18 protein-coding genes are annotated in these 25,319 nt (G+C 43.7%); 11 read left to right on the top strand and 7 right to left on the bottom strand.

Translation table 11 applies throughout. From position 1 onward, the window contains the following. Nucleotide 1: 1 nt before the first annotated feature. Together ACED53_RS11825 and ACED53_RS11820 are read left to right on the top strand one after the other, a co-directional pair. The gene (locus ACED53_RS11825) at nt 2–2,155 is read left to right on the top strand and encodes a heparinase II/III family protein (RefSeq protein ID WP_017101678.1); all 2,154 of its coding nucleotides are present in this window, start codon (nt 2–4) and stop codon (nt 2,153–2,155) included. A gap of 1,164 nt (nt 2,156–3,319) precedes the next feature. Beyond that, nucleotides 3,320–4,201 (top strand): NAD(P)-dependent oxidoreductase, encoded by an 882-nt coding sequence (locus tag ACED53_RS11820; RefSeq protein ID WP_012603741.1) that lies wholly within the window; start codon nt 3,320–3,322, stop codon nt 4,199–4,201. A 516-nt stretch (nt 4,202–4,717) separates the two neighbouring features. Here the strand turns inward: ACED53_RS11820 and ACED53_RS11815 are convergent. After that, complete coding sequence (locus ACED53_RS11815; RefSeq protein ID WP_029225578.1) at nt 4,718–6,007, bottom strand: MATE family efflux transporter; 1,290 nt, start codon at nt 6,005–6,007, stop codon at nt 4,718–4,720. A 225-nt stretch (nt 6,008–6,232) separates the two neighbouring features. Further along, a complete protein-coding gene (locus tag ACED53_RS11810; RefSeq protein ID WP_029222931.1) occupies nt 6,233–6,955 on the bottom strand; it encodes a FadR/GntR family transcriptional regulator in 723 nt (240 codons plus the stop codon). A gap of 440 nt (nt 6,956–7,395) precedes the next feature. Between ACED53_RS11810 and ACED53_RS11805 the strand changes: the two genes are divergently transcribed. The 3 genes from ACED53_RS11805 to ACED53_RS11795 all read left to right on the top strand — a co-directional run bounded on the left by ACED53_RS11805 (nt 7,396) and on the right by ACED53_RS11795 (nt 10,898). Continuing rightward, nucleotides 7,396–8,115, top strand: a complete 720-nt coding sequence (locus ACED53_RS11805; protein ID WP_009846525.1) for a FadR/GntR family transcriptional regulator — start codon at nt 7,396–7,398, stop codon at nt 8,113–8,115. A gap of 204 nt (nt 8,116–8,319) precedes the next feature. After that, nucleotides 8,320–10,182: a DUF294 nucleotidyltransferase-like domain-containing protein gene (locus ACED53_RS11800; protein WP_017101680.1), complete on the top strand. Its 1,863-nt coding sequence runs from the start codon at nt 8,320–8,322 to the stop codon at nt 10,180–10,182. Beyond that, on the top strand, nt 10,182–10,898 hold the full coding sequence (locus ACED53_RS11795) for a 3'-5' exonuclease (protein WP_017101681.1): 717 nt from the start codon (nt 10,182–10,184) through the stop codon (nt 10,896–10,898). The genes ACED53_RS11800 and ACED53_RS11795 overlap by 1 nt, the downstream gene beginning before the upstream one ends. Nucleotides 10,899–11,035: 137 nt before the next feature. Here ACED53_RS11795 and ACED53_RS11790 read toward each other — a convergent pair whose 3' ends face one another. After that, nucleotides 11,036–11,770 (bottom strand): oligogalacturonate-specific porin KdgM family protein, encoded by a 735-nt coding sequence (locus tag ACED53_RS11790; protein WP_009846528.1) that lies wholly within the window; start codon nt 11,768–11,770, stop codon nt 11,036–11,038. A 1,056-nt stretch (nt 11,771–12,826) separates the two neighbouring features. Further along, nucleotides 12,827–13,441, bottom strand: a complete 615-nt coding sequence (locus tag ACED53_RS11785) for a toxin-antitoxin system YwqK family antitoxin (RefSeq protein WP_017099066.1) — start codon at nt 13,439–13,441, stop codon at nt 12,827–12,829. Nucleotides 13,442–13,984: 543 nt separating this feature from the next. On the opposite strand from ACED53_RS11785, the gene ACED53_RS11780 reads away from it, so the two are divergent. Next, on the top strand, nt 13,985–15,757 hold the full coding sequence (locus ACED53_RS11780; protein ID WP_017092962.1) for a transporter: 1,773 nt from the start codon (nt 13,985–13,987) through the stop codon (nt 15,755–15,757). Between the two features lie 256 nt (nt 15,758–16,013). Here ACED53_RS11780 and ACED53_RS11775 read toward each other — a convergent pair whose 3' ends face one another. Further along, nucleotides 16,014–16,514 carry a peptide-methionine (S)-S-oxide reductase gene (locus tag ACED53_RS11775; protein WP_029225579.1) on the bottom strand — a complete coding sequence of 167 codons (501 nt, stop codon included), beginning with the start codon at nt 16,512–16,514 and terminating at the stop codon, nt 16,014–16,016. Nucleotides 16,515–16,753: 239 nt separating this feature from the next. On the opposite strand from ACED53_RS11775, the gene ACED53_RS11770 reads away from it, so the two are divergent. The 3 genes from ACED53_RS11770 (at nt 16,754) to tnaA (ending at nt 21,756) form a co-directional block, all read left to right on the top strand. Further along, nucleotides 16,754–17,866, top strand: a complete 1,113-nt coding sequence (locus ACED53_RS11770; RefSeq protein WP_029225580.1) for a YcjF family protein — start codon at nt 16,754–16,756, stop codon at nt 17,864–17,866. After that, the gene (locus tag ACED53_RS11765; protein ID WP_017101682.1) at nt 17,853–19,541 is read left to right on the top strand and encodes a GTPase family protein; all 1,689 of its coding nucleotides are present in this window, start codon (nt 17,853–17,855) and stop codon (nt 19,539–19,541) included. Before ACED53_RS11770 ends, ACED53_RS11765 begins: the two co-directional genes overlap by 14 nt. Before the next feature lie 742 nt (nt 19,542–20,283). Beyond that, complete coding sequence (gene tnaA / locus ACED53_RS11760; protein WP_017101683.1) at nt 20,284–21,756, top strand: tryptophanase; 1,473 nt, start codon at nt 20,284–20,286, stop codon at nt 21,754–21,756. 166 nt (nt 21,757–21,922) lie between these two features. On the opposite strand, the gene ACED53_RS11755 is transcribed toward tnaA, so the two are convergent. Then, a complete protein-coding gene (locus ACED53_RS11755) occupies nt 21,923–22,807 on the bottom strand; it encodes a LysR family transcriptional regulator (RefSeq protein WP_017101684.1) in 885 nt (294 codons plus the stop codon). 254 nt (nt 22,808–23,061) lie between these two features. Here ACED53_RS11755 and ACED53_RS11750 point away from each other — a divergent pair, with 254 nt between their 5' ends. Beyond that, nucleotides 23,062–23,301 (top strand): hypothetical protein, encoded by a 240-nt coding sequence (locus ACED53_RS11750; RefSeq protein WP_017101685.1) that lies wholly within the window; start codon nt 23,062–23,064, stop codon nt 23,299–23,301. Between the two features lie 214 nt (nt 23,302–23,515). Beyond that, complete coding sequence (locus ACED53_RS11745; RefSeq protein WP_102579953.1) at nt 23,516–23,833, top strand: Dabb family protein; 318 nt, start codon at nt 23,516–23,518, stop codon at nt 23,831–23,833. Between the two features lie 92 nt (nt 23,834–23,925). Here ACED53_RS11745 and ACED53_RS11740 read toward each other — a convergent pair whose 3' ends face one another. Beyond that, nucleotides 23,926–25,137 carry a DUF3103 domain-containing protein gene (locus ACED53_RS11740; protein ID WP_017101686.1) on the bottom strand — a complete coding sequence of 404 codons (1,212 nt, stop codon included), beginning with the start codon at nt 25,135–25,137 and terminating at the stop codon, nt 23,926–23,928. Nucleotides 25,138–25,319 lie beyond the last annotated feature (182 nt).

Here is a 25,319-nt window from a genome sequence, read left to right as displayed (position 1 = left end):
AATGAGCTATCAACCACTTTTACTTAACTTTGAGGAAGCAGCAGAGCTTCGTAAAGAACTTGGCAAGGATAGCCTTTTAGGTAACGCACTGACTCGCGATATTAAACAAACTGACGCTTACATGGCGGAAGTTGGCATTGAAGTTCCAGGTCACGGTGAAGGCGGCGGCTACGAACATAACCGTCATAAACAAAACTACATCCACATGGATCTAGCGGGTCGTTTGTTCCTTATCACTGAGGAAACAAAGTACCGTGATTACATCGTTGATATGTTAACTGCGTACGCGACGGTGTACCCAACACTTGAAAGTAACGTAAGCCGTGACTCTAACCCTCCGGGTAAGCTGTTCCACCAAACGTTGAACGAAAACATGTGGATGCTTTACGCTTCTTGTGCGTACAGCTGCATCTACCACACCATTTCTGAAGAACAAAAGCGTCTGATTGAAGACGATCTTCTTAAGCAAATGATCGAAATGTTTGTTGTTACTTACGCACACGACTTCGATATCGTACACAACCACGGTTTATGGGCAGTGGCTGCAGTCGGTATCTGTGGTTACGCAATCAACGATCAAGAGTCAGTAGACAAAGCGCTTTACGGCCTGAAACTCGACAAAGTAAGCGGCGGTTTCTTAGCGCAACTTGACCAACTGTTTTCGCCAGACGGCTACTACATGGAAGGTCCTTACTACCACCGTTTCTCACTACGTCCAATCTACTTGTTCGCAGAAGCGATTGAACGTCGTCAGCCAGATCTTGGTATTTACGAATTCAACGACTCAGTGATCAAGACAACGTCTTACGCGGTATTCAAAACGGCATTCCCAGACGGTACATTGCCAGCTCTGAACGATTCATCGAAGACGATTTCTATTAACGATGAAGGCGTTATTATGGCAACGTCTGTGTGTTACCACCGCTATGAGCAGACTGAAACTTTACTTGGTATGGCTAATCACCAACAAGATGTTTGGGTCCATGCTTCAGGTAAAACGCTATCTGACGCTGTCAATGCAGCAGACGACATCAAAGCATTCAACTGGGGTAGCCTGTTTGTAACGGACGGCCCTGAAGGCGAAAAAGGCGGCGTAAGCATTCTTCGTCACCGTGACGAACAAGACGACGACACAATGGCGTTGATCTGGTTTGGTCAGCACGGCAGCGACCACCAGTACCACTCTGCGCTAGACCACGGTCACTACGATGGCTTGCACCTAAGCGTATTCAACCGTGGCCACGAAGTGCTGCACGATTACGGCTTCGGTCGTTGGGTAAACGTTGAGCCTAAGTTTGGTGGTCGTTACATCCCAGAGAACAAGTCTTACTGTAAGCAGACGGTTGCTCACAACACAGTAACGGTTGATCAGAAAACGCAGAACAATTTCAACACAGCACTGGCTGAGTCTAAGTTTGGTCAGAAGCATTTCTTCGTAGCAGACGACCAGTCTCTACAAGGCATGAGCGGCACTATTTCTGAGTACTACACTGGCGTAGACATGCAACGCAGCGTGATTCTTGCTGAACTTCCTGAGTTCGAAAAACCGCTAGTGATTGATGTATACCGCATCGAAGCTGACGCTGAACACCAGTACGACCTACCCGTTCACCACTCGGGTCAAATCATCCGTACTGACTTCGACTACAACATCGAAAGCACGCTGAAGCCGCTAGGTGAAGACAACGGTTACCAGCACTTATGGAACGTTGCTTCAGGCAAAGTGAACCAAGAGGGCTCTCTGGTGAGCTGGCTACATGACAGCAGCTACTACAGCCTAGTAACCAGCGCGAATGCGGGCAGTGAAGTAATCTTTGCTCGCACTGGTGCTAACGATCCAGACTTTAACCTTAAGAGTGAGCCTGCGCTTATCTTACGTCAGTCTGGTCAAAACCACGTGTTTGCTTCTGTACTAGAAACGCATGGTTACTTTAACGAGTCTATCGAAGCCTCTGTAGGCGCTCGTGGTCTAGTTAAATCAGTATCTGTTGTGGGCCATAACAGTGTCGGGACTGTTGTTCGCATTCAGACTACTTCTGGTAACACTTACCACTACGGTATCTCAAACCAAGCTGAAGACACGCAGCAAGCAACTCACACTGTTGAGTTCGCGGGTGAGACATACTCGTGGGAAGGATCATTTGCTCAACTGTAAATGATTGACACGCAAGTTATTTAACGATGGCTTGTGTTGATGTGGTGCTTTGCGGGAACGAAGCATCACATTGAATTCAGTCGTGATTGCAAAATCGTTCGTTGATACCAACAACGACTGAATACATCGGGAATAAGTCAAACCGAGTAACTCACACGAGTTGCTCGGTTTTTTTATTCGTGTGGTTTGAGGGTGAGATCGTTTGAATTAATTGGATTCAATTTACATCTGATGTTTAGGGTTGATGACTAGGGGCTGTTGACCGTTCGTGGTTAAGTTTTGTTCGAGATAAAATCGTTTTAGGCGCGGCGAAGAGTATGTAGCCTAGTCATTCTAAGCAAATATTCTTCAACAAAGCATAAAACGATTTTAGCCGAACCCTTCGGGCAGCTCTTGTGGTTCATTTCTACAGCGTTATCGGCTTTTCATGTAGGCCAGCTACACGTCAAAGCCTCTTCCTTGTATAAATTTTCCACAAGATGCTGCAAAACCCAGCTCGAAAGATCAACAGCCCCTAAATTTAGAGAAACGTTTAATGCTGCAGCGGCGCATTGACAACGAAACGATTTAACAAAATGAACGTTGTTATCTGGTTCTGCGAGTATTGTTACGATAACTTCCAATAACTTTTAGTGCTTATAAGTAATACAATTGGTGGTGTTATATTGTTCGAAATTTATTACTTACTGGATAAGGTTGTTGAAAAATGACAGTGTTTTTTCCGCATTATTCTTGACTCGGCAAGTTCTTGTTGTGAGCTACTCTAGTACCTTTAGGGGGCAGGGAAAGGTGTCAGACGCTTTGATTTATTGGGGGGAACTTTAAGAGTGTGCCTGACTCATTTTTCTTTGGTCAGAACGATAGGAATGTACACTAATTAAACCTATCAAGCTTTATCTGTAAGTGATTTACTGATTCGTATCCGGTTAGATATTGTCGGATATGAAGGACGAAAGACTGAGTTGCTATCTGATTTGTCACTTATTAATCACAAGACCTATTCTTTGGGTTTATATGAGGCCAATTCGATAAGTGATGTCAGTATCCGCATTCGAAATTCATGCGCTGGATCACGCACGAAAGTCCTAAAACGGTTGCCTTAGCGGATTCGGCTAGTTATTATAATGAGCATATAATCATACAATAACATATTTGGAGTTGAACATGACTAAACCTGTAATCGGTTTCATTGGCCTAGGTCTTATGGGCGGCAACATGGTTGAAAACCTGCAAACACGCGGTTACCACGTAAACGTAATGGATCTAAGCGAAGAAGCGATGGCTCGTGTTACTGCTCGTGGCAATGCTACAGCTTTCACTTCCGCTAAAGAGCTTGCAGCTGCAAGTGATATTGTTCAGTTTTGCCTTACCACCTCTGCTGTTGTTGAAAAAATCGTTTACGGCGAAGACGGTGTTCTAGCGGGCATCAAAGAAGGTGCAGTACTCGTAGACTTCGGCACGTCTATCCCTGCTTCTACTAAGCAAATCGGCGCAGCTCTTGCTGAAAAAGGCGCGGGTATGATCGACGCACCTCTAGGTCGTACTCCAGCCCATGCTAAAGATGGTCTTCTGAACATCATGGCTGCTGGCGACATGGAAACTTTCAACAAAGTTAAACCTGTTCTTGAAGAGCAAGGCGAAAACGTATTCCACCTTGGCGCTCTAGGTGCTGGTCACGTGACTAAGCTTGTAAACAACTTCATGGGTATGACAACGGTTGCGACTATGTCTCAAGCTTTCGCTGTCGCTCAACGCGCTGGTGTTGATGGTCAGCAATTGTTTGACATTATGTCTGCAGGTCCATCTAACTCTCCGTTCATGCAATTCTGTAAATTCTACGCGGTAGACGGCGAAGAGAAGCTAGGTTTCTCTGTTGCTAACGCAAACAAAGATCTTGGTTACTTCCTTGCTCTTTGCGAAGAGCTAGGTACTGAGTCTCTAATCGCTCAAGGTACCGCAACAAGCCTACAAGCTGCTGTAGATGCTGGCCTTGGTCAAAACGACGTACCAGTAATCTTCGACTACTTCGCTAAACTAGAGAAGTAATCACGTCGTTTAGACACGGTTGGATAAAGAACCTGCTCATTTGAGTGGGTTTTTTTATGCTTGTTTTTAGACATTCTTGGAACGATATCTTTTAAGGAAGTGTACTTAATGAAGAGTGGGAAGAATGAAAACGGGTTTGTAGAGTTGGGTATCTGATTCGCTAATGTGTTGAACATGAACATAAGGATCAACTGGTGATATGAGATTATGAAATTACAAGGCGATTTTTGCCCAATAACTAGTATATAGACACACGTATTGTCAGGTATTGCTCAAAGAGGGCAATAACCCGAACGATAACCCACTCAACGCCATTTGATAATGAGGAATATACGGTGACTAGCAAGGTTACCATTATTGTTTACTAGGACTTAATGCAGCCTTATTCTTTATGGCGTAGCGAAATGTCTAGGCTCTTCGTTTGAGCTATATCGATCTAAATGAGATAAGCCTGAGACTACACAAGCAGTTCAGACATTTTCTCGGGACAGTAACTTTGTTACTTTTTGGTGGCGATCAGTCATACATCAATTCGTTGGCTTTGTTTGAGTCGAACTCTATCAATGACTTGCGAGCAAGATGTCTGAAGGGCAGCGCTTTTACTAACTCTTCAAAGGGCTGAATGGCAAATGCCCAAAAGATAGAGCCGTCTAATCCAAAGATGATCAATGCACACAATGGAATTGAAATTACCCATTGACCAGTAAAGTTGATTTTGAAGACTGCGGTTGTTTTTCCTAGTGCTCTCAATACATTTCCATGGACTGTGTTGTAGCCACGAACAATCGGTAAAAAGATGTAGAGTGGGGCGATAACGGCCAACGCTTGATATGTAGACTCGTCCAAGTTCGGGTAAATGTCACCAATCACCATACTTAAGCCTGCGAACAAGATTGCACACACAAAAGAAATGACTACCGCAATATCAATGCTGGTATCGACGTTTTTGACTAGGTCATCCATCTTTTTAGAGCCAATCGCTTGGCTGATAGTAATTGCGGAAGAGTGAGCCCAAGCGGTAATAAATTGAGAGACTGCCCTGATCCAAGGCATCACCAAAGTAATCGCTACGTAAGCGTTGATGTTAAGTTGCGAATACAGTAATTGATAAATCGTTGCGCCAATCAATAGCATGGTTACATTTGCTGCGACAGGGAATATCTCGATAAAGTGACGGCGGACGTTTGTCATGAACTCTGATTGTTGGGCGTCTAATTTGAGTGAAATTGCTGAGCTCAAATACACGCAAAGAACCAGATACACAAGGCGAAGAGTGATAGCAATAACACTGCCTAGCGCGGCGCCTTGAACACCAATACCTTCGAAATTTGAAAAGCCGTGAATGAGCCCATAAGAAAGTACAGCGTTGACCGGCAATTCAATCAAATACCCTTTAAACGGTATCTTGGTTCTTCCTAATGCATTAAATAGGGCGATAATTACTTGCGTTAATGCTGTGAAAATGACGAGATACTTTGAGATATCAAGGTAGTGGCTGATTTCTAAGTAAAGGGCTTTATCGTCGGTTAAGGCTTGAATTAAAGGCTGTTCCAAAAAGGTAAGTAGAAACCAAAATATTGTCGCGATACCTAAGTTAATGAACAGACCTGCCCAAAACGCTTTGGATAATGAAGCGGTGATGCCAGAACCTACGGCGCGGCTTAATACTAGTTGAGTGCCGTTTGCCAGCGCCATTTGAATACCGAGTACAAAGGCAACCATAGTCGTCGCAATTCCCATGGCAGCCAAAGGTATTTCACCAAGAGGAGAGACCAGCAGCGTATCGATCATCAACATCGACTGCATCAATATACCGTTTAGGGCTAGGGGCCAGGCGAGAGAGAAATTTTTCCTTACATACGATTGTGTAGACACAAACAATACCTTATGTGTGTAACCGTAAGTTTTCTCTGAGAGGACCCGAGTTCAACATTTAAAGATGAAACACTACGGTAATGGATGGTTAAAAATGGGCGCTAAAACTGACTGACTCGTATATTGGGATACACGAGTCAGTCTGGTCAATCTTGGTTATGCGATGGCTAATTCAACCCTAGACAGCTTTTGATTTTCATCATCAAGTAAAGCTTGAGAGGCTATTCGAGCCTGATTCGCATTGCCTGACATAATCGCATCATATATCGCTTTATGCTCTTCTAAACAGAAGCGACCGCCTTCGGCAGAGTGGTCGATAAACTGTTTGAAAATCGTCGACAGAATGTTCGCGAACGGAATGTAAAACTGGTTACCCGTCGACAAGAAAATCGTTTGGTGAAACAGATGATCGTTGGTTGTCCACTCTTCATAATCAAAGCCATTTGCTGCGATGGTCATCTTTTGGAAAAGAATCGAAAGCTCTTTACGTTGCTCTACCGTAGCGTTGGATGCCGCAAGCGCACACGCTTCTGGGTCAATCGCTTTTCTTAAGCCTAAAAATTGAGATAAGAAGGGTTTGGTGTCTTCCAGATCTTGAATCCAATCTAGGAGTTGAGGGTCTAAAAAGTGCCATTGAGTACGTGGCCTGATATGAGTCCCCACTTTAGGTTTTGATTCGATAAGCCCTTTGGCTGAAAGTAGCTTTGTCGATTCGCGAAGTGCAGTTCGACTGACGCCAAAGACTTCACACAACTCCATTTCACTGGGTAATTTCTCTTTTTCTTTGAGCTCTCCCGACAGAATTTTACGCGCAATCTGTCGAGCCACTTGAACATGAATTCGGCGGCTTGAATCTGCCACCAATGAAAATATAGCCATATAAACCACCTCAGGCTGACGTATTAAGTATAAAAACAGCGGATAGATTTAAGTTAGCGCGACTTTAAGCTTGAGGGATAATGCTTGTAGCGGCTATCGAGTCAAACATCTACAGTCACCTACTATTTTTAATAAATCATACAATAACACCTAGTTCAATCAAGTGTACAACGATAGAAATGCGTCGCAGTGAAGGGGAACTCACAAGTTAAGGTGATTTTTGTGATGTTACGCATGCCAAAATTGCGTAAATAGGAACTATTTGTATGTATAAATAAGAAGGTACGACTGGTAGTGATAAGCTTCGAAAAGTTTGTGGGATTTTGATAGAACCATAGAGTATAAGGGAGCTCACGTTATTATCCCCCTCATTTGGTGCATTATACTTTCAGTGCTATAGTACGAGTTAAATAATACATATCTAATAAGTAAGTAGACTCATGGCAGAAACTTTCAAATCTATTTCAGGCTCTAAGCGAAGCCTTCATGTGCAGGTGGCACGTGAAATCGCTCGTGGTATTTTGTCGGGTAATTTACCTCAGGGTTCGATTATCCCTGGTGAGATGGCTCTGTGTGAGCAGTTTGGTATTAGCCGCACGGCGTTGCGAGAGGCGGTGAAACTTCTAACTTCAAAAGGCCTTTTAGAGTCACGCCCTAAAATCGGCACTCGCGTTGTTGATCGTGCATACTGGAACTTTTTAGATCCTCAGCTTATCGAATGGATGGATGGACTAGCTGATACCGATCAGTTTTGTCATCAGTTTTTAGGTTTACGTCGTGCGATTGAACCTGAAGCGTGTGCATTGGCAGCTAAGTTTGCAACTGCAGAGCAACGTATTGAATTATCAGAAATTTTCCAAAAAATGGTAGAAATTTCTAGCGAAGAAACGCTTGATCAAGCTCGCTGGTTAGATATTGATATGAAGTTTCATAGCCTTATCTTCAATGCAACGGGTAATGATTTCTACTTACCGTTTGGCAACATATTGACGACGATGTTTGTTAACTTTATTGTGCACTCTTCAGAAGAAGGCAGCACATGCATTAACGAACATCGCGCAATATACGAAGCCATTATGGCAGGCAATAGTGATAAAGCACGCCAAGTTTCGGCAAGTCATTTGCAAGAATCAAACCACCGATTGCCTGTAACAAGCTAACTGAAAGCACTTGATGTGCCCTTACAAATTTTAAAGCACGCATTTAGCGTGCTTTTTTGTATCTGTATTTTTATGTTTCTGACATTGCACTTCTTATTCTAATCTCTAAAACTTGATCAATTCTGCTATTCAACCTAAAAATCAACTCGCAACTCGATATATTAATTATATAATAATACTAATCAAACAAATGCGAGTATGGTTATGCCCCAGTCTCTACTGCCAAATATTCTTCAATTCATAGGTCAAATCGACCCATTCGATAAGATCCCTAAACAAGCACTTCGCGAACTTGCCTCTAATGTTCAGATCACTTATCTCGGCAAAGGGGATGTGGTTGATCTGTGTGAGTCGGGTAAAGAAAAGTCGCTCTACATCATCCGAACCGGCTCTATGGAACAAAGAAAGTCAGACGGTGTACTTCGTGCTCGTTTAGGCAGTGAAGACTTGTTCGGCTTTACGTTCTTAGATTCTGAAGTTAATGACGAGAAAGGCTACAGAGCGATCGCAATCGAAAATAGCTTACTTTATGTGATTCCACATTCGGCGCTTCAAGCGTTGTTCAAGGCATTCCCAAGCTGCGCAGAACACTTTGCATCACAGGCGCAGGTTCGGTTGAAGTCGGCACTTGATGTTGTGTGGTCAAATAAAGAAAAAGGCTTGTTCATTCGTAAGGTTGAAGAAGTGGCAAGCGGGCAGGTGGCTATCGTTAAGTCTGAACAAACTATTCAGTCGGTCGCGGTTGAAATGCTTCATCAACGCTCGCCATGTGCCGTGATCTATGAGGGTGAAACCATTGTTGGTTTGATTACCGACCGTGACATGACTAAGCGAGTCATCGCTCATGGTGTAAGTACTGATAACCTGATCTCTGAGGTGATGACGCATTCTCCACTGACGGTTAAACCGGATGATTTAGTGCTGCATGCGGCGTCTATCATGATGCAATTCAATATCCGTAACTTGCCCGTTGTGAAAGAGAATAAGGTCGTTGGTCTCCTCACCACGTCTCACTTAGTTCAAAACCACCGTGTCCAAGCGATCTTCTTAATCGAGAAAATCAAATACGCGGGCAGTGTGAAAACCATGTCTTCGTTTACCCCAGAGCGACAAGCTATTTTTGAAGCGCTGGTGGAAGGCAAGGTTGCACCGGAAACCGTCGGTAAGGTAATGACCATGATCATGGATGCCTACACCCGCCGATTGATTCAGATCGCGATTGATAAGTTAGGCCCACCACCTTGTGATTTTTCTTGGATTGTTGCGGGCTCGCACGCTCGTAATGAAGTTCATATGCTGTCGGATCAAGATAGTGCGATTGTACTCTCTGACGATGCGACAGACAGTGACCGTATTTACTTCAAACATTTAGCGATGATGGTGACTAACGGATTAGCGAGTTGTGATTATCCATTGTGTCCGGGTAAATTCATGGCTGCGACACCAAAATGGTGTAAGCCACTCAGCGTTTGGAAGCACTACTACAAGAAGTGGGTGGCTAACCCTGAGTACGAACGCTTACTCAACATCAGTGTGTTCCTAGAAATTCGAACCATCTATGGCAACAGTGAGTTCGAAGGCATTCTTCGTGATGAGTTGCATTCTAACATTCGCAGTAACCGTGAGTTTTTAAGCACACTAGTGAAAGATGCGGTAAACACCAACCCGCCATTGGGTATTTTCAATAGTTTGGTTCTAGAGAAATCGGGTGAGAACAAGAAAACACTCAATGTGAAGAAGTACGCCATTAACTTGATTATTGATCTTGCGCGTATTTACGGATTAGCGGTGGAATGTGATTTGTCAGCAACCGATGAACGTTTCGCAGCTGCCAATGAAAAAGGCATGCTGAGCGACGACGCATTCAAGAACATTCTGGGCTCTTACCAGTTCATTCTCTCTTTCCGATTTGGTCATCAACTTGAAGCGCTGAAGAACGGGGATGTGCCTGACAACAACATCAACCCAGATAGCTTTGGTAGCTTTGAGCGTAAACACTTGAAAGATGCCTTTAGGATCATTGCTGACCTTCAAGAAGCCGCGAAAATCCGTTTCGGAGCACGCTAATGAAATCGTTTTTAAATTACTTTCATCCTCTTGAGAAAATTAAGCGCACACGAAAGCAATATTTGAATACGGTTAAGCTGCCAGAGGCGTTACATGCTCTTGTGGATCAACCTTGCCCAGAGATGACGGACTTGGCCAAAGATAGCGAATATATCGTTTTAGATCTTGAAACTACAGGCTTAGACAGCGAGCAAGACCTTATTCTATCTATGGGTTGGGTCGATGTGGTCAAGGGGCGAATAGACTTAGCGTCCGCCAAGCATATTTATCTGGATAACGATTCGCAGATCAATGCTGAAACTGCAGTTATCAACCACATCACACCACAAATGCTGGAAGAGGGCGCTTCAATTCATGATGCTATGCTGACGTTTTTCGAAGCCGCAAAAGGTAAGATCATCGTCGCGCACGCTTGTGTTGTCGAAGAGAAGTTCATTGGCCAATACCTTCTTCGATGCTACGGTTTAAGAGCGATTCCTCTGCTTTGGCTTGATACCTTGTGTATTGAGAAAAGCATGGAGAAAGCGATCAGCAATCATGAAGAAGTCGATTTAACCTTGGCAGGGACTCGCGAAAGGTACGGGCTTCCTGAGTACAACAGCCACAATGCATTAGCCGATGCCGTTTCGACAGCGGAATTGTTTTTGGCTCAGCAGAAGCGAGTCGTGCCTAATGATGAAGTGACACTTTCCTTTTTATATCGGATCAGCCGTTAGGGTTGTACCTTCCTGTAAGTGAATCATTGTTGAATAACCTGATTTGAAAGAAGAAAAGCCAGCGATTAAGCTGGCTTTTGTTTAGGTCTTAGAAAATTAGGACAGTAATTATCTTAGATTATTTATATAGCTATCGATTAGAAGCTGTAAGTTAGACCAACACGGCTACGCAGTTCACGAGTCGCTTTAGTCGATGAAGTACTCACATCACCAAACTCTACATATGGTGCCCATTGACCCATAATGTGGCGAATACTTGCATTTAACTCGTAGTTTGTATCATCGTTGTCGTAGATGTTGTAATCATCTGCTTTGTAGTAGTTACCTTCAAAACCGAAACGCCAGTTCTCCATTGAGTAGTTGATGTTTGCTGTTAAGCGATGGCGACGTTGGTTTTCATCGTTTTGATAAGTTAAGTAGCCGTTATCTAAGATTGGCTTGCCGTCTGAGTCAGTTGCAATTGATTTTGTGTTCTGTCTCATATCGTAACGGTAACGTGCACTTAGGCTTAAACCGTCAATGCTGTCGACACTGTATGTCGCGCGAACTTGAGGTTTGTATGTGACACCAGACTCGCGACCTTCTATTGGCATACCGTAAGTCATCGTCCAGTTATCGTTAAGCACATGGCGATAATTAAGACCAAGTTCCCAACCATTATTCTTCAAATCTTCCATAAACTCGCCGTCTTCTCCCTTGAATTTCGCTTCGATATCTACAAGGAAGTTGCCAATGCTATCGCCCAGTTTTACACGAGTAGCGTGTTGATCTGTATGACTCTTGTATTCGTGTCTCATATCGAAAGACGCCGCAGATACAGAGCCAGCAGCGAGTACAGATGCCACAGCAATCACGATTTTAGTTTTATTCATGGTATTAATTCCATATTTATAGGTTGAGTATTGGCCTCAAGTTAGAGCCAAATAGGGTAATTCGTTTGATTAATGCAACAGTCTTTTTGAATCTGTTGAATTCGCTGAGTTCTGCTTGCATTAAAATAATACAAATATGCTATAGATAATGTGAAGGTCGATCTGTGAATTAGATCTTGTTGTTATCATAAATCTCATTTACACAGATCGTTACAAATTGATAGGATTAAGTAATCCATTGTTTTAAAAGAATAAATATTAATTTATTTGTTAGAGCTTCTTTCTGTAATGTGCGCTATAGCAAAAATAGTAATGTTTCACTGTAGATTTTATTTGTAATACATTATTATTCTTTGGCGTTCGGGTGGTGGGTGAATAAGATCACTATGATGGCTGAGCGACAAAGCTGATCTTGAATTTGAGATTGGTATGAGGGCAGGTTGTCTAATGCTGTCGGATGAACCATCGACGATGTGAATTTTTGAATGAATTGAAACATGTGGGCTTTATCTGTTTTGGGGACAGTAAGCTAGAGGTGGAGAAGGCTGTCAGTCTTCAGTCTATGTTAAAAAAAATAATTAAGGTGTTTTAGGTAATACCTTAATTATTGCTCCCAACTATTCTAATTATAACTTCTGCTTTCGTTTAGAAAGGTAGGACATGGTAGTGAAGATCTGCCCTTGCGCTCATGTTGATACAGGCAACATGAGCGTTTTTTTGTCTGAAATTTGAGTTGAGGGTTATCTGGGGCATCTATCAAGACGATTAACGATTAAGCTTTTCGGTTGCTCACCGCACGTTCAAGTGAATCCGTTTGACCCACTACTGCAGTTGCACTTTTCAATGTATCAGGTACGAAGAGGTGGGGTTGATAGGTCGGTGAGGTTGATAGATAAGATCAACGTTATTCACGCTGAGATTACCTCTGAAAAGTAGCCTCATGACAATGCAGTCCGTTCTAGTAATATGCGCTCAGGAAGAGCAGTGCTATGGGCCAATTATTCAGGATTTAGGACAGTCTCAGTAAACTAGCCCTTAGCACAAACTTAAACAGGACTAGCTTTCTGTCAGCATCCAAACTTGTTTAGACGTGATTTTGTGGTCTTTAAAGGTCAGTTCTTCAACCTTGTCACCGTTAGTATTCCAGCGAGTGAGTTTCCCGTTTGCTACTTCGCCTTCATCAAATTTCGCTTGGCTAGCCTTATTGCCATTAGGGTAGTAGTTCGTTACTAATCCATTTGTTTTCCCGTGACTGAATTCGGCTGTTAGGCTTTGTTCGCCATTCGGATACCAACGAGAGCCAGCACCCGACAGCTCATTGTCTTTATAGCTGAGCTCAGCTTTTTTCTGACCGTTGGGATACCAGGTTTCAGCCTTGCCTTGCAGTTTACCTTTAACGTAATTCACTTTAGAAGCGACTTGGCCATTCTGATACCAATTTGTTTCTAACCCAAGTTCTAGACCATCGGAAAATTGGGCTTTGGTCGCGATTTGGCCGTTATCGAACTTCTCTTCAAATTGGCCAGTAAATGGCTTTGAATGGTTGACTTGGTAAGCCACGCCTTTTCGCATCTGCAAATAGTCAACAACAACATCATCATTGCTGGTGGCTGCATAGCTCATAGAAGACATCGTACTAAGAGCAATTAAGATTGGGACATATTTCTTCATAATGACACCTTTTTAATGGACGGGGAAAGTGTAATCGGTGTGTTAAAAGCATTTCACTTCCGTGAAAGACTGTCAGCTTATATTAGTGGTTTTCAAGTTTTCATTATTGAGGTGCCAAGTTGCGGAACTTCGGAACGGTTCGGTTTTTTATTTAGTTGTAGCTTATAGTAATCATACAAAATAAACATTTTCACTTTGTTGGTAAGTGGAGTTTCTCTATCCATTTACCTTGTAGATGGCTCGTATATGACGTTAGCTTCTATGTTAGTTATTTGTCCTTTGTATTTATTTTCTTACCTATCAGTATCTTAGTGTTTTATGGTTCTTGTCTTTGATGTTTGAACTGAAAATTAACGTTTGGGATGTGTAAGTTTGATGCATCGTGTTGACTGTTGTTGCAAATTTGAACTCGATCACTTGTATGATTATTTGAGTGCTGGACTGTAAGATCACTGTCACGCATTTAAATTATTGTAGTACAAATATAGTTGCCATCTATCTATAGTGACCTTAACAAAAAAACATAAATAAAAAGGTCTCAAGATGGAACTCAATACCCTGATAGTTGGCATCTACTTCCTATTCTTAATTGCGATAGGGTGGATGTTCCGAACGTTTACAAGTACGACAAGTGATTACTTCCGTGGGGGAGGTAATATGCTGTGGTGGATGGTAGGTGCAACCGCATTTATGACCCAGTTCAGTGCTTGGACATTTACTGGTGCAGCAGGTAAAGCTTTTACCGATGGTTTTGCCGTAGCGATTATCTTCATCGCGAACGCATTCGGTTACCTAATGAACTACCTTTACTTCGCTCCGAAGTTCCGCCAACTGCGCGTTGTGACGGTAATTGAAGCGATTCGTATGCGTTTTGGTAAGGTGAATGAGCAAGTATTTACTTGGTCTGGCATGCCAAACAGCGTTATCTCTGCTGGTATCTGGTTGAACGGCCTTGCGATCATCGCATCGGGTATCTTCGGCTTTGACATGACAACGACGATTGTCCTAACGGGTCTGGTTGTATTGGTGATGTCAGTAACGGGCGGCTCTTGGGCGGTAATCGCATCTGACTTTATGCAGATGGTTATCATTATGGCAGTGACCGTAACGTGTGCTGTAGTAGCGGTCTACCACGGTGGCGGTGTCACGCAAATCATCAATGATTTCCCAACCGATTCATTTATCACGGGTGATAACCTTAACTACCTAAGCATTTTCAGCATTTGGGCGGTGTTCATCTTCTTGAAGCAGTTCAGTATCACCAATAACATGCTGAACTCTTACCGTTACCTTGCAGCGAAAGACTCAAACAACGCACGTAAAGCAGCACTGCTTGCTTGTGTACTAATGACGCTTGGTCCAATCATTTGGTTCATGCCTTCATGGTTCATGGCAGGTCAAGGTGTTGATTTAGCCGCTGCTTACCCAGAAGCTGGCAGCAAAGCCGCTGACTTCGCTTACCTTTACTTTGTTCAAGAGTACATGCCGGTTGGTATGGTTGGCCTTCTGATTGCCGCGATGTTTGCTGCGACTATGTCTTCAATGGACTCTGGTCTAAACCGTAACTCAGGTATTTTTGTTAAGAACTTCTACGAGCCGATTCTTCGTCCTAAAGCGACAGAGAAAGAGCTAATGGTTGTTTCTAAGCTAACGTCTACTTTCTTCGGTATCGCGATCATCTTGGTTGCTCTGTTCATCAACTCTCTTAAAGGTCTGAGCCTTTTCGACACCATGATGTACGTGGGCGCATTGATCGGCTTCCCTATGACAATTCCAGCATTCTGTGGCTTCTTCATCCGTAAAACACCGGATTGGGCAGGTTGGGGTACGCTAGTAGTCGGTGGTGTGGTTTCTTACTTCGTTGGTTTCGTTATCACAGCGGACATGATTCAAAACTGGTTCGGTCTAAACGAACTAACTGGCCGTGAGTGGGCTGACCTGAAAGTGGCTATCGGCCTTATCGGTCACATCGTATTTACTGCTGGCTTCTTCGTTCTTTCAACACTGTTCTACAAGCCATTACCGGAACACCGTGAGAAAGACGTCGACAAGTTCTTCAATAACCTAGCGACACCGTTAGTTGCTGAGAGCAATGAACAGAAGAAACTGGATAACAAGCAACGTCGTATGTTGGGTTCACTTATCGCGGTAGCGGGTGTGGGCGTAATGACTATGTTTGTACTGCCAAACCCAATGTGGGGACGCATGGTATTCGTTCTGTGTGGTTTGATTGTGTTCTCTGTCGGCCTGTTACTTGTTAAAGCGGTCGATGACAAAGTCGAGCAACAAGACGAAGTGACGCCAGCCGAAGGCTAATTCCTTTTAAATCAAAAACTATAACTTTTTACAGCGGCTACCGATTGCGGTAGCCGTTCGTTTGAACTGCCAAAGCTTAATGTGATATGTACGGAGAGCTTTTGAAAATCACTCAATAAGCTTTCTGGCTTTAGCTCATACTGAAATAATTTAAAAAGCCCCAATAGGTAAATGCTTATTGGGGCTTTTTAGTGTTCTGTTTCTAGGCTCTAGGCTCAAGGCTCAAGGCTCAAGGCTCAAGGCGTAACGTTTAAGTCTAGGATTTGTACTTATGCAGCAGATCCCAAGGGATATGGCACAAGTGGTGATCTTCAGGGAAGTGACTTAAGTGATGCTGGTGGATGTCATCACTCGCGACATAGTGAGTTAACGGTAATATCTCGAGTGCGATACGGTCGGCGTCGTCACGAGAGGCAATATAGTGCTTAGCTTCGGTTAAGTGTTCTGCGTTAGTACTGTAAACGCCTGTGCGGTATTTTTCTCCGACATCGACACCTTGTTTATTCACGCTGTAAGGGTCGATAATCTCAAACAAGTGTTTCATCAAAATCATTACAGACGTAACGCTTGGATCAAATTCAATTTGTACGCACTCTGCATAGCCATCGTAATCGCTTTGCTGCGTCGACCCGTTTTCTGTTAGCTGGTGGGTGCTTCCATTGGCACGGCCTGCTTCTGTGCTGATAACACCAGGAACGTACTTAATAAATTCCTGTACGCCCCATAAGCAACCGCCAGCTAAATAAATTTGTTCCATACTTACCTTTTACTTCTCTGTGTTTGTTGATGTTTGTTCGATGTGTGAATCAATACGATGATACCCGCACGTATAAAAAAGCGTCTATAAAAATGAGCGCGCAAATAAAAACAAGCGTTTAGGTATTGTAAACCTGTGCGACTGAACAAACATAAGTTTAATATGATTTGTGATTATATAAGTCAGTATTGCTTTGTCATCAACTCGAATCTCAACATCAAGTGAGCGTTACTCTGAACATGTTTGATCAAATAAAAGACTTCATTAATCCGAGCAAGAACCCAGATCTTACTCAGGCCCATGAATACCAGCGTCAGCATCTGCCAACATTGTGGCTGTTGGGAAAAACGGGGGCGGGCAAGTCATCGTTTATTCAGGCGGTGACTGGCGACTCTTCTGTTGAAGTGGGCAATGGTTTTGCACCTTGTACCATGACGGCGATGTCTTACGAATTCCCACAAGACAAACCCGTGATGCGCTTTCTCGATACCAGAGGACTAAGCGAAGCGAATTATGATGCGAAAGAGGATCTGGAAGAGATTGGTCAGGCAGGTAATGCATTAGTCGTTGTAATGAAAGCCGACGAACCTGAACAATCCTCAGTGCTTGCGGCTCTAAAGCAGATTAAGAAACAGAAGAAAATTAAACACTTGCTGCTTGTTCATACTGCAGTGTTGTCTTCCGGTGAAACAGATCGAGCAAGGCAGGTTCAGTTCAACACCAACCAAGTAGAGAAGGCTTGGGGTAAAGAGTTTGAATCCGTCGCGGTCGATTTCGAAACGGATGACTCGAGCAATAACAGTGGTTCAATTTACAACTATGACATCTTGTTAGAAAAGCTGACCAGTATTCTTCCTGTTATTGGAATGATGGTGCAAGACAAAGAGCACTCCACACAGGAAGAAGCCAACTTTGATCAAGTAGAAAACGAAGTGCTTTGGTATGCGGGAAGTGCGGCAGCGAGCGACCTGATTCCGGGTGTTGGTTTGGTGTCGGTACCTGCGATTCAAGCGAAAATGCTACATAGCTTGGCGAATCAATATGGGGTCGAGTGGAACAAGAGAGTCTTCAGTGAATTGATAGGCACTCTGGGAAGCAGCTTTGCTTTGCAATACGGAATGAAGCTGGGCACTCGACAGTTGATAAAGCTGATTCCAGTTTATGGTCAAACGGTAGGGGCGGTGGCTGCAGCGGCAATGAGTTTCGGCACCTCTTATGGCTTAGGTCGCGCGGCTTGTTTTTACTTCTATCATAAGAACAAAGGTGAAGAAGTGTCTGAACAAGAGATGCAGAAGATCTACAAAGAATCCCTGAAAAAAGGAAAGGCGGCGTCGGGCTATGAAGAAAATTAGAAACCTATTTCGATTACTGGCGGTGCTATCGAGCGGCCGTTGGGGCATTGCCCTGATTTCGGCGATCTTCCCAAGCATTATCATGATGGGCTTTGGTGTGTTCTTGGCGATCAAATACGGTTACCTACTCGAAATGTCGATTGCCATTGCCGTGAGTACCTTGGTATTCACCATTCCCTTGTTCATTTCTAGTCGTTCTTCACGCGATTCTTCAAGCCGCTCTTCAAGTACGGAGCCCTTCTCAAATAAAGAGAGCGACGGCCTTGACGAGGATACTGCTGAAGCTGAATCACAGCATAGCAAAGCTGATATCAAGGATGCATTGGTTAGGGCTTCGACTGATTGGTCTCAAAAAGAACTGTCGATCTGGAATGATTCAAAACACCATGTACGCCAACAATTACTGGTCGACATAGAGTGGGGCAACCTAGACCAAATCGGTTTAGAAGTACTTGAGTTTGTGGCGAAAAAGTTTGATAAGAAATCGCTCGATTTCTCGATTCCTGAAGGACTAAAGCTGTTCGAAGAGGTCAGCCGACGCTACAAACTGGTAGTGCGAGAGCATATACCGGGCATTGAGTATCTCAAGGTTTCTTACATTAAGGCGGGCTACGAAGCCTATGATAAATATGGCGAGCTAGGGCAGAAGATCGTTAAGGCCGCTATTTGGGGGAATCACCTCAAAAACCTCTATTTGAACCCGTTAAAAGTTGTTTCTGATTTAGGGAGAGAGCAAGCGACATCTTCAATGACAAGAGGTGTGGTTGATGACATGCAATACGCCGCTAAACAAGCCTTATTAGATGAAGTTGCGGCGGTGGCGATTGACCTCTATAGCGGACGTTTCAGCATTGAAGATGAAGCATTGAAAGCGTCCGATGTGTCTGAGCTCGACGAACAACGCTTTGCTCCAGAGTTAGAGCCCGTGCGAATCGTGCTGGTGGGGCAAACGAGCTCTGGTAAATCTTCACTGATTAATGCCCTTAAGCAAGAGCTGGTTGCCGAGGTCGATGTTCTACCATCAACCGACACTTCAACCGTATACAACGCGTTTGTCGACGACAATGATGTTCGCGTGGTTGATCTTCAGGGGCTTGATGGCAATCCTAAAAGCGAAGCCTTAATGTTGAAAGAGATGACCCAAGCCGATGTGGTGCTATGGGTGCTTAAAGCCAATCAATCTGCACGTGATTTGGATAAGCAATTGAAAGATAGATTTGATGCTTTCTATGACGATCCTAAGAACATCTCACGCAAGAAGCCGATTGTGGTGTCGGTTGTGAATCAGGTAGACAGATTAAAGCCTGTAGACGATTGGCAACCACCGTATGACTTAGAGAATCCAACATCGACCAAAGCAAAGATCATTGCTCAAGCGCTCGAATACAATCATATATTGCTGCAAACCGATATCGTGTTACCGCTGGCGATTGCGCCAGAAAAGGCGGAATTTGGTTTAGATACTTTAAGGCAGACGTTGATCGAGCGTATCGCTGACGCAAATAACGTTCAGAGAAATCGCCAACGTTTAGAAGCCATGAAAAGAGGGACGTCGGTTAAAGGCCAACTGAATAAAGCGGTCAAGGCGGGTAAGAAGGTTGCCCCCAGTGCATTGAAAGCAGCGACGCCAAAACTGGCTGAAATGGCCATCAAGCAAGTCGTGAAGAAGAAGTAAGTTATTCACTGCGAATACGGTTCTGGTGAGGTTTGAGCCTCATCAGAGCTTATCTTTTTAGCTCACTAGATTCCTAGAAGATAGCTTTTTAGAAAACAGCCACCTTCATCCTATATCGGATAAGCATTGAATTTAAAAATGTCCGTTATTATTAAGTAACTCGCTGAACTAGTTTAATAGTATATAAACGGCTGTGATTCACAGTTTATATAACATGCTATCGTATTTAATCATCATTCTAAATGTTGATCACATTTATACTTTTCTAAGCTGTATTTATAAAACAATTACACTATATTTAAATTTCGGATCATCTTGATTTCAACGTAGGGATATATTGTGAACATGTATCTGAAATGGCAATCAACAACATGGCTAACCTTGTTAGCTTGGTATACCTTAGATCACCAGCTCTCGTTCCGCCTTTCTTCAGAGTAGTACCCTCTAGGCGTCACGCGCCAGCAAAGCAGCGTGCTTTGTTTACCTATCAGCAGCTTTGATAACCTTTGAACGCATGAATGTCGCACTTATTATTTCGTGAAGAATATTCGTTGTTTTGTCGTTCTCGCTAATTATCTCAGCCTCTGTTTAGGTTCGATTAATAACTCATTATTTAACTTGTTTATTTTCATTGTTAATTTCCGTCTATCTTTATTCGGATCTATTAAATTAATGGTGAGGATTCGTGACATCTAAAGAAAATAGATTTCGACCTGATCGGAATGTATAGAAAGGTACTATTATGGAAAACTTCAAACATCTACCAGAACCGTTTCGTATTCGTGTTGTAGAACCAGTAAAAAGAACAACCTCTGCATATCGTGAGCAAGCCATTGTTGAAGCGGGCATGAACCCATTCTTACTGGATAGTGATGATGTGTTTATCGACTTACTGACAGACAGTGGTACCGGTTCTATTACTCAGCGTATGCAAGCCGCGATGTTAATGGGGGATGAAGCTTACAGTGGTAGCCGCAGTTACTATGCATTGTCGAATGCGGTGAAAGATATCTTTGGCTATGAGCTGACTATTCCAACACACCAAGGACGCGGTGCAGAGCAGATCTACATTCCTGTTCTTATCAAGAAGCGTGAAATGGAGAAAGGTCTCGATCGAAGCAAAATGGTCGCCCTGTCTAACTACTTCTTCGATACAACACAAGGTCACACCCAAGTGAATTGCTGTGTGGCAAAGAACGTTTATACCAAAGAAGCGTTCGATACCTCTGTGAATGCGGACTTCAAAGGCAACTTCGATGTGGTGAAGCTGGAAGAAGCGATTTTAGAAGCGGGCGCAGCCAATGTTCCTTATATTGTGAGCACCATTACTTGTAACTCTGCTGGTGGGCAGCCAGTGTCTATCGCCAATCTAAAAGCCGTTTATGAAATCGCACAGAAATACGATATTCCCGTGATCATGGACTCGGCACGTTACGCTGAAAATGCCTATTTCATTCAACAACGTGAATCGGGTTATCAGGATTGGACAATAGAACAGATCACGCGTGAATCCTACAAATACGCGGATGGCTTAGCCATGTCTGCTAAGAAAGATGCCATGGTACAAATGGGCGGCTTGTTGTGCTTTAAAGACGACTCTTTCATGGATGTGTACACAGAGTGTCGAACTTTGTGTGTGGTGCAAGAGGGCTTTCCAACCTATGGCGGCTTAGAAGGTGGCGCAATGGAGCGTCTTGCGGTTGGCCTTTATGACGGCATGCGCCAAGATTGGTTAGAGTACCGCATTGGCCAGGTTCAATACTTAGTTGATGGCTTAGAAGCGATGGGCATCGTGTGCCAGCAAGCAGGCGGTCATGCTGCGTTTGTGGATGCGGGTAAACTGCTTCCTCATATTCCTGCAGGTCAGTTCCCAGCACATGCTTTGGCGTGTGAACTCTATAAAGTCGCGGGTATCAGAGCGGTTGAGATTGGCTCATTGCTGCAAGGTCGCGACCCAGCAACTGGTGAACAACACCCATGTCCTGCTGAGTTATTGCGCCTTACCATTCCTCGCGCGACCTACACACAAACGCACATGGACTTCATCATCGAAGCATTCGAAAAAGTGAAAGAGAATGCTGGGAAAGTGAAAGGGCTCGACTTTACCTACGAGCCTCCGGTGTTAAGACACTTCACTGCGCGCTTGAAAGAGGTAGAGACCAGCGAGAAACAAACAGAAAAAAAGAACGAACAAACGCTCGAAGAAGCATTTTAAAATAAAAACATAAGCGAATAGTCACTAAAACCCTAATCAAAGGCTCCCTCGGGAGCTTTTTCTTTTTTGGATGATAGGGGAGTTATGTCGTTAAGCAGCTAAGCCTTTAAGCTTTTACGCTTTTAAGTACTTAACCCGTTAATCATTTAGGCCTTTAGATGTTGAACTACGCTTGTTTGTTTTTCAGCGTAGACTTTAGCATTTGGAATAGCCATTGATTCAAAGGCGCATCTTTCTGTGAACGACGGCAGCTCATCACATAACCCACATCGATCGTCAGTTTTTCGGGCAAATCAATACTACGACAGCCTTCTGGTACGCTGCCATTGAGGGTGATACCAAAATAGTCGGATTTGAGCACAACATCGTGAATCATCGCAGGGTGGTCGACTTCCACTCTTGGGTTGACGTGAAATCCGATATTTCTAAGACGATCAAGGATCGGGTATTTATTGTCATTCCATCCCGGGGTTTTAAATAGAATGATTGGGTAGTTAGCGAGCGACTCAAAGTCTTTCGCTGGATGATCCTCTCTCACGAAGAACACCACTTTTCCTTTACCGAATTCCATTTGAGAAATTGACTGTGGCAAGGTTTCATCAAAGTAATGAACCGCTATGGATTCTTCGCCGTCGATGAGCCTGTTCCTCACATTGCTTCCCCACCGAACGAATGAGTAGTGAGCATGCGGGGCTTCTTTACTCAGAGCAAAGTAGAGCTTCGAGCCAAAGCGCTCCCAGAACAGGGTATTTGCGTAGATTTTGATATTGCCTTGGTAAGTTTCTGGCGAAAATACTTGGTGCTTTATCGCTTCGATACTGCTGAGTATCTGCTCAAAATTTTCGATGTTGGTTTCAACAAAAGTCGTGGGTTCAAACCCGTTTTTGGTTTGAATGAACAGTGGATCGTCGAGCTGCAACTTTAACTTCGAAAGGTTCTTGCTGATCGCCCCAGAGGTTTTTCCTAGCGACTCCGCCACCAGTCCAACATTGCGAAGTTCATACATACGCTTGATGACGAGGATATTTTGAATATCTAGATTGATGTCCACATTTTCTCCAAATGATTCCTTTTATAGGCAGCAATCTCTGTGCGGTTGGCGTACAGAAATTATGTGACTCTAATATCATAGTGGCAGTGCAAAGCGGATAAGACAGCACAGCGTCAGAACTTCGCTAATCCCTTGATTTTCCATTTGGTAAATCTTGCTTTTCCTCGAATGGTTCGTGTTCGATTGCTAAAGTTACTCCAACAAAAACACAGATACCAAACGAACAAAGAATTAGAAATACAACGAGGTGATGTATGAACAAGTTAATCGCACTTGGATTGATGGCTTTATCTATGAACACGGCTTTCGCGGCTGACGGTACTTATGCGAGTACTCTCGATATGACGAGAAGCGAAGGTAATCAAGTAAAGGCTGAGCGTGTTGAATCTGAGCCAGTGCTTGAAGGAAGAAATGACGCCGCTAATGGCGGAATAAAATTCCACAAGAGCGTTGATCAAGACCAAACGATCCAGCTTACAGGTCGTCGTGATTAACGTTAAAACGTGCTTACCATTGTCATGAGAAATGCTGCGCCCTTGGGTGCAGCATTTTTTGTTTGAGGATTTGGGGTATTTTATAAACTCTAGTGTTCTAGCCTTGGCATGTTGTGTAACGTGTGGCATTTTGTTCTCCTCTAACTTAAGAACGCGACTCGGTGCTGGTTGAGCATGACAAACGAGCAAGCGAACAATTCGAAAAGGACAAGGAATGACTCAAAAAGAAACGGGAATGATTCGTCATATTCTACTGATTAAGTTTAAAGAAAACGCTGAAGCTTCAGAGGTTCAAAAACTAAAGATGCTGTTTGAAGCGATGCCAAACAAGGTTGAAGGGGTCACTTCAGTAGAATGGGGATTAAATGACAGCCCTGAAAACAAGAATCAAGGTTATACCCACTCGGTGTTAATGACGTTCGCCGATGAAGAAGGCCGCCAGAATTACCTTCCGCACCCTGAGCATGAGGCGCTGAAAGATGTGTTTCGTCCGCTTTTAGAAGACATCATTGTGTTTGATTACTCCCTGTAATTAGGTTCTGAGTAGGTCTCTTGTGTTTGACTTACCTTCGATAATGAAGAGTTAGGGCCTAGCGATTAAGCCCTAACTAAATAAGAAACGACTTACTCTGTTGGTGAAATGGTGACTGGTGCAAACGATGCGACAGCATTTCCGCCTGCGCCCGGACGGTCTACATAAGGTGTGTTCTGCATTAAGGTGTAGTACACGTCCACGAAGTCGTCATCATTGACTAATACGCCATCAGGAATCACATCGATAATCTTGCCTGTGATCTGAGGGATGATCGCATAACCTTGAACTTCTGGATCAGGAACCATCTTCAGTATCTCTTCTGCGGCTTGAACTAAGAGTTTTGCTAGCGCTTTGTAGTCTGTGCCATCATCGTGCTCCATTAAGATCATATCAGCAGCGCCCCAGCGGTAGCGAGGCCAGAAGATAACGGTCTGGTTCGGGTAGTACGTCTGTTTGTCGTAGTCCAGATAAGGCATCTCAACGAGGTCGATTTGGGGCTCTAAACGACTTGAATCGACACCCGTCACGATAGCGTAGATTTCCGCTTTACCAGAGATCCAAGGTTCTTGGTCGACGGCTAATCGGATTTTGGTTAATTGTGTGGTATTCAACGGCTCAGGTTCCGACAAGGCCATCGAGCGACGAGCCCTGTTCATCAAAGACGATTTTTGAGGTTTACTCTCGTCGGCATTGGTATCGCTAATGGCATTGATTTGCGTTGTAGTACCCAGCTTTTGCATCTCTGCCTGCATCGCCATTAGGCCTGCTTTGAGCTCTTCAGCACCGTTACTATCAACCACAAACACTGGGACGTCTGGCATTTGGTACACATCTAATTGATGAACCTGTCCGTACACGTCATACGCTTCAATGTATTGCCAATTCGAATCGTCGCCTGATGGTTCAAATGCAAACAGCGGGTTTTCACCATTCTTCCAAGCTTCGATCATCGCTTCATCAGCCATGCGAACCTCTAACACAGAGTCGCTGAAGTCGTTGATCCCTTTCATCTTGCGATAACCAAGATCCGCTTTCTGCATCCGGCTTGAAAATGCAGAGTAGGGCTGAGTAGAGCTCAATTTATCTACAGGCGCGGATAAGTTCTTTTCTGAGATCTGAGCCTTCAATGAAAGCTCAAGATCGGAATAACGCTCGCTGATTTGTAACGCCAGAGATTGCTTTTGCGCAGCGCTACTTTCTGCAATACCTAATGAATCAGTTGTCTCAATATTTTGCGCAAAAGACTGGAAGCCAACCACTGTCGTTGCAAGCACCATACTGATAGGAAAAGATGGTCTCATAAATAATCCTTATTTTAATTTTTATCATTAATAGAGCATTTGCCCTATAAGGATTAACCTATCAGTAACGTGAATGTGTTCAAAAGTTAGTCAGTTATTTTTGTTTCGTTGTGCAGCACAGGATCTCAATTTAAACTGTTTTTATAAAATAATACCTAAGCAACCTTGCTATTTATAAATTA

Origin of the sequence: Vibrio sp. 1F169, from assembly GCF_041439605.1 — a bacterium.
Lineage (GTDB): Bacteria > Pseudomonadota > Gammaproteobacteria > Enterobacterales > Vibrionaceae > Vibrio > Vibrio tasmaniensis_A.
Note: the sequence above shows the minus strand (reverse complement) of the source record. Positions and strands in the feature narration are given on the sequence as shown.

What these genes read in the sequence shown, in the direction of transcription:
- ACED53_RS11825 (WP_017101678.1), top strand. Translation starts at nt 2, where the DNA reads ATGAGCTATCAACCACTTTTACTTAACTTTGAGGAAGCAGCAGAGCTT.
- ACED53_RS11820 (WP_012603741.1), top strand. Translation starts at nt 3,320, where the DNA reads ATGACTAAACCTGTAATCGGTTTCATTGGCCTAGGTCTTATGGGCGGC.
- ACED53_RS11815 (WP_029225578.1), bottom strand. Translation starts at nt 6,007, where the DNA reads ATGCAGTCGATGTTGATGATCGATACGCTGCTGGTCTCTCCTCTTGGT.
- ACED53_RS11810 (WP_029222931.1), bottom strand. Translation starts at nt 6,955, where the DNA reads ATGGCTATATTTTCATTGGTGGCAGATTCAAGCCGCCGAATTCATGTT.
- ACED53_RS11805 (WP_009846525.1), top strand. Translation starts at nt 7,396, where the DNA reads ATGGCAGAAACTTTCAAATCTATTTCAGGCTCTAAGCGAAGCCTTCAT.
- ACED53_RS11800 (WP_017101680.1), top strand. Translation starts at nt 8,320, where the DNA reads ATGCCCCAGTCTCTACTGCCAAATATTCTTCAATTCATAGGTCAAATC.
- ACED53_RS11795 (WP_017101681.1), top strand. Translation starts at nt 10,182, where the DNA reads ATGAAATCGTTTTTAAATTACTTTCATCCTCTTGAGAAAATTAAGCGC.
- ACED53_RS11790 (WP_009846528.1), bottom strand. Translation starts at nt 11,770, where the DNA reads ATGAATAAAACTAAAATCGTGATTGCTGTGGCATCTGTACTCGCTGCT.
- ACED53_RS11785 (WP_017099066.1), bottom strand. Translation starts at nt 13,441, where the DNA reads ATGAAGAAATATGTCCCAATCTTAATTGCTCTTAGTACGATGTCTTCT.
- ACED53_RS11780 (WP_017092962.1), top strand. Translation starts at nt 13,985, where the DNA reads ATGGAACTCAATACCCTGATAGTTGGCATCTACTTCCTATTCTTAATT.
- ACED53_RS11775 (WP_029225579.1), bottom strand. Translation starts at nt 16,514, where the DNA reads ATGGAACAAATTTATTTAGCTGGCGGTTGCTTATGGGGCGTACAGGAA.
- ACED53_RS11770 (WP_029225580.1), top strand. Translation starts at nt 16,754, where the DNA reads ATGTTTGATCAAATAAAAGACTTCATTAATCCGAGCAAGAACCCAGAT.
- ACED53_RS11765 (WP_017101682.1), top strand. Translation starts at nt 17,853, where the DNA reads ATGAAGAAAATTAGAAACCTATTTCGATTACTGGCGGTGCTATCGAGC.
- tnaA (WP_017101683.1), top strand. Translation starts at nt 20,284, where the DNA reads ATGGAAAACTTCAAACATCTACCAGAACCGTTTCGTATTCGTGTTGTA.
- ACED53_RS11750 (WP_017101685.1), top strand. Translation starts at nt 23,062, where the DNA reads ATGAACAAGTTAATCGCACTTGGATTGATGGCTTTATCTATGAACACG.
- ACED53_RS11745 (WP_102579953.1), top strand. Translation starts at nt 23,516, where the DNA reads ATGACTCAAAAAGAAACGGGAATGATTCGTCATATTCTACTGATTAAG.
- ACED53_RS11740 (WP_017101686.1), bottom strand. Translation starts at nt 25,137, where the DNA reads ATGAGACCATCTTTTCCTATCAGTATGGTGCTTGCAACGACAGTGGTT.